This window comes from Butyrivibrio sp. (assembly GCF_024699075.1).
Genome location: NZ_JAILQF010000104.1, coordinates 1 through 3,940 on the forward strand (window position 1 = coordinate 1; position 3,940 = coordinate 3,940).

Annotated in this window: 2 protein-coding genes and 1 pseudogene; all 3 read left to right on the plus strand. The window is 39.0% G+C overall.

Going from position 1 to position 3,940, the window contains the following annotated elements; translation table 11 throughout:
* A pseudogene (locus K6G87_RS04025) lies at positions 1-619 on the plus strand (hypothetical protein); the annotation flags it as partial.
* Between the two features lie 79 nt (positions 620-698).
* Complete coding sequence (locus tag K6G87_RS04030; RefSeq protein WP_296834225.1) at positions 699-2,183, plus strand: hypothetical protein; 1,485 nt, start codon at positions 699-701, stop codon at positions 2,181-2,183.
* A 409-nt stretch (positions 2,184-2,592) separates the two neighbouring features.
* Positions 2,593-3,786: an ATP-binding protein gene (locus K6G87_RS04035; RefSeq protein WP_296834228.1), complete on the plus strand. Its 1,194-nt coding sequence runs from the start codon at positions 2,593-2,595 to the stop codon at positions 3,784-3,786.
* The last annotated feature ends 154 nt before the right edge of the window (positions 3,787-3,940 follow it).

The window sequence follows — 3,940 nt, forward strand, 5'->3', positions numbered from 1 at the left end:
AACTGCTGTATCTACGAAAGATATGACGTTGGAGGAATACAAGAATTATATCCATGAGAAGATTTCAAACATTCCATGGTCACCGAGTAATCTGTGCGATAGTTGGTCAATTGATATTTCGGAAGAAGGTTTTAAGGCAATGAAAAATGATCCGGAATATGAAAAGTGGGTGTTGGATGATCTGACAAGGGCACTTACCACGCCATATCCAGAATGGGCTAGGTCAATTGGTGGCTCGCGTTATGTTGTGGCTCATATTGGTGCTACAAAAGAAGATTGTAGAGCTGATGGCTGGCATATGGGCTATCAGAACGGAACTGGTGACAAGGTCTGGGAGGCACAGTCTAAGGGTAGCTTCTGGACAAAGCGTGGAGAGCAGAAAAAGATCCAGGAAAGGATAGATAAGAAAGCCGCTGAAAAGAAAGAAATTGAAGAGAAGTGGTTACAAGAAGCGGCTGAGAAGAGACAGGCATACACTGATTTTCTTAATGGGAAGATATCCCTTAAGACAAACAGCGTTTCGGAATTCAATGATTTATTCTCTATGCCGACAGATCCCAAAGTGGCGGGGATTTTATCGGCGTATGAAGCAGGAACATTTGTCGGTGGAGAAATGTAGATAAAAATAATACCGCTCGGAACTTTCCGGGGAGCGGTGCAGCTCGGACTGACAGATGAGCTGCGGAAAGGAGGAGACTATGCCATTTGCAGTACAAACAAGTTATAGTCAAACATATCAGTATGGAAGATACAATTCTAAATCAGGTTATACAGATACTGCTTTTGACACCGAATTTATGGGGAAAGCGACTTCCCGAACCACTTCATCCAGTGATGGAAAGAATATCTGTATCATGACCATAGGAAACAGAGGGTTCATTGCCGAATATGCTGATTCATCGACGGAGCAGGATCCAATCATAAAGGTTGGAGATTATGAGGTTCGAGTGAATGATGTTGACCCGAAGAATGCTACCGAGATAGAGATGTTTGCATTGACATCTTATATGGATGATAAGGGACTCACAGGTAATACCGGTATGAAGACCTTTAATAAGATGAGGGCATATTCATCTCAGGCTGAATATAACGGATTTTGTAATGGAATCGCTGATCCGATGACAACATGGTCACAAAATCGTGATTGGACTGCTATCTTACAGAATGCTAAAGAGACCTATCTTGCTATGCCCAAGGCTTATGAACATGGGCTGAAATGTCAGAGTATCATAGACAGCCTAGAATCATGGAGTGGTGCCAGGTTTCTTAAGAGAGCGCAGTCAGGAGATATTGCTGCAGCAAGAGAAATAATTGAGAAGTATATTGCCAATGGTCCGACGTATAGGAATCAGTTCTATGAGTTGGCGGATCAGGGCGTACAGCAGAAGAACGGAACAGGGCTTTCTGGAGGACGTAATTCAGAGATCAGAGTGTCAAACTTTAAGGAAGTTGAGACGGCGAATTATAAGCTTGTTCCTGAGCCGGAGATAGGCGGACTTCGCATCCTTGTAGATGGTAAGAGCGCAGGTGTATTTAAGCCGGAGCATCTTAAGATACAGGAGGATGCTCAGACCGGAACGAGGGTCATGATCAGTGAATTGCCCGGATTTAATGGCAACTGGTATGATGCGATTCCTGTAACCGAGGAACTGGAAAGTGCGTTATCGGAGGCTATTGGAGTAGAAGAAGTTCCGCATCAACCATTAGAGGGATACTATATTGGTACGCATGCAGGAACAGGGATCAAGTATGTTATGAGACCGGGAGATGAGGGACGAGGCGGTCAGGTGCTCTTATGTAATGCCGTTGATGAGGCAAGATTTAAGGCTTTAAGTGAGGAATATGAAAGGCGATATCCTAATTTAATGTCTTCATCAATCGGTGGAGCTTTTTATGCGAGTTTAGAGATTCGTGGAATGGCACACAGGGGAGCAAACGGTATCATCACGACTCATCCTGATGGCATCTCATATAACGATAATGATGATCCCAAAAAGAACTGGTCAGCGAAGATTGATGAAAAGACATGGAATTTGTTGTTAGGATGGTTTGAGAATCATTCTCTTGATCATGAAAAAATGACGGGATTTAAATACTGGGATGATATTTTTAATCAGATTGGCGGATCCTACGAGAGGATATGGTCAGATGATGAATTGAAGCAAGGCTACTTATATCAATGAACGATAGAGCAGGGGCATTAGGAATAGTTATTTGAAGCCTGTTTTCATATATCTCCATAAAGAGTTATAAAACTCTATGAATCCGCATAAATACTGGACTTGCAGAAATTACAACTCACATATAACTTGTTATAACTCTATGTATTTTATAGAAAAATGGCACTCCCGTGGCACTCGGTGTGGCATTCGATTTTTGGGAGACCGAAAAAAATATCAACATTATTTCATTTTGAAACAAGCTATATTGAGACCCAGGTTAGCAGATAGATTACACAGCATCGGATAGTCAAAGGTCCGGTGCTGTTTTTTAATGCCAACACACCTATTAGCCAAAAATGAAAAAATATTGAAAATGGCTAATAGAAATGATAGAATAATCTCATCAAAGAGAAAGAGAGAAATGGATATTATGAGGCTTATCCCAAGAAATTCCTATATGGAGAAAATAATCAATGTAATAGGAACTCCGGATATAAAAGTCATTACCGGTGTAAGACGATGCGGAAAGTCAAAACTTTTGGAATCATTTAAAAAATATATAGATGAAAATATACAAGATGCAAATATAATCCATATCAATTTTAACCTTCCGGAGTTTGAGGAACTGCTCACTTATCACGCATTGTATGACCATATAAATTCTTTGTATAAAGACAATATGCAAAACTTCATTTTGATAGATGAAGTTCAAATGTGTGAGGACTTTGAAAAGGCCATCAATGGACTACATGCATCCGAAAAGTATGACATATATATAACGGGTTCAAATGCTTTTTTACTTAGTTCCGATCTTGCTACACTCTTTACCGGACGAACATTTGAAATAAAAGTTTTCCCCTTTTCCTTTAAGGAATATGTCATGTATTTTGATCCTGACGACAGATATGAGGCTCTATCATCATATATTAAAGAAGGAGGAATGGCAGGCTCTTATCTATATAAAAATCCAGAAGCAAAGTATGATTACATTGCAGATGTATTTGACACTCTGATTGTGAGGGATATCAGACAGAAATATAAAATAAGAAATACTCAGTTGATGGACAGAATTGTAGATTTTCTCATGGATAACATTTCAAATCTTTCATCGGCCAGGAATATTACAAATGTCCTTGGCAGTATGAATGAGAAAATTCACCATACAACGGTTGGTTCATACATGCAATACCTATGCAATGCATTTGCATTTTACAGAATCCGTAGATACGATATTAAAGGGAAAAAATATTTATCAAGTAATGATAAGTATTACCTCAGTGATCCTACGTTTAGGTACGCCAAGCTGGGCACTAGAAATATGGATTATGGAAGAATACTTGAGAATATTGTAGCTATAGAGCTCCTTCGCAGAGGGTATGAGGTTTATGTTGGGGTATTATATAAAAAGGAGATAGATTTTGTGGCTATAAAGCGTAGCGAAAAAATCTATATTCAAGTATCCGATAACATAAGCGATGATAAGACATTTGAGAGAGAAGTTTCATCACTTTTACAAATAAAAGATGCATATCCTAAAATGCTTATCGCACGTACAAGAAACGATGAATATCAATACGAAGGAATTAGAATTATAGATTTGGCAGATTGGTTGTTGGAAGAGTGAATTAGCCAAAATGAAAATATTTTTCAAAATGGCTAATGAAAACTACTACATCTCGAAGAAAAGTTTGCAATGGGACAGGATAAAAGATATCAGTACCTGCATCAGTCTATCAGTACAATGTACCCTGTAGATAAGCATGGAAATCTTGCTGATG

Bases quoted from the DNA above. Each gene is read 5' to 3' on its own strand.
- K6G87_RS04030 (WP_296834225.1), top strand. From the start codon at position 699: ATGCCATTTGCAGTACAAACAAGTTATAGTCAAACATATCAGTATGGA.
- K6G87_RS04035 (WP_296834228.1), top strand. From the start codon at position 2,593: ATGAGGCTTATCCCAAGAAATTCCTATATGGAGAAAATAATCAATGTA.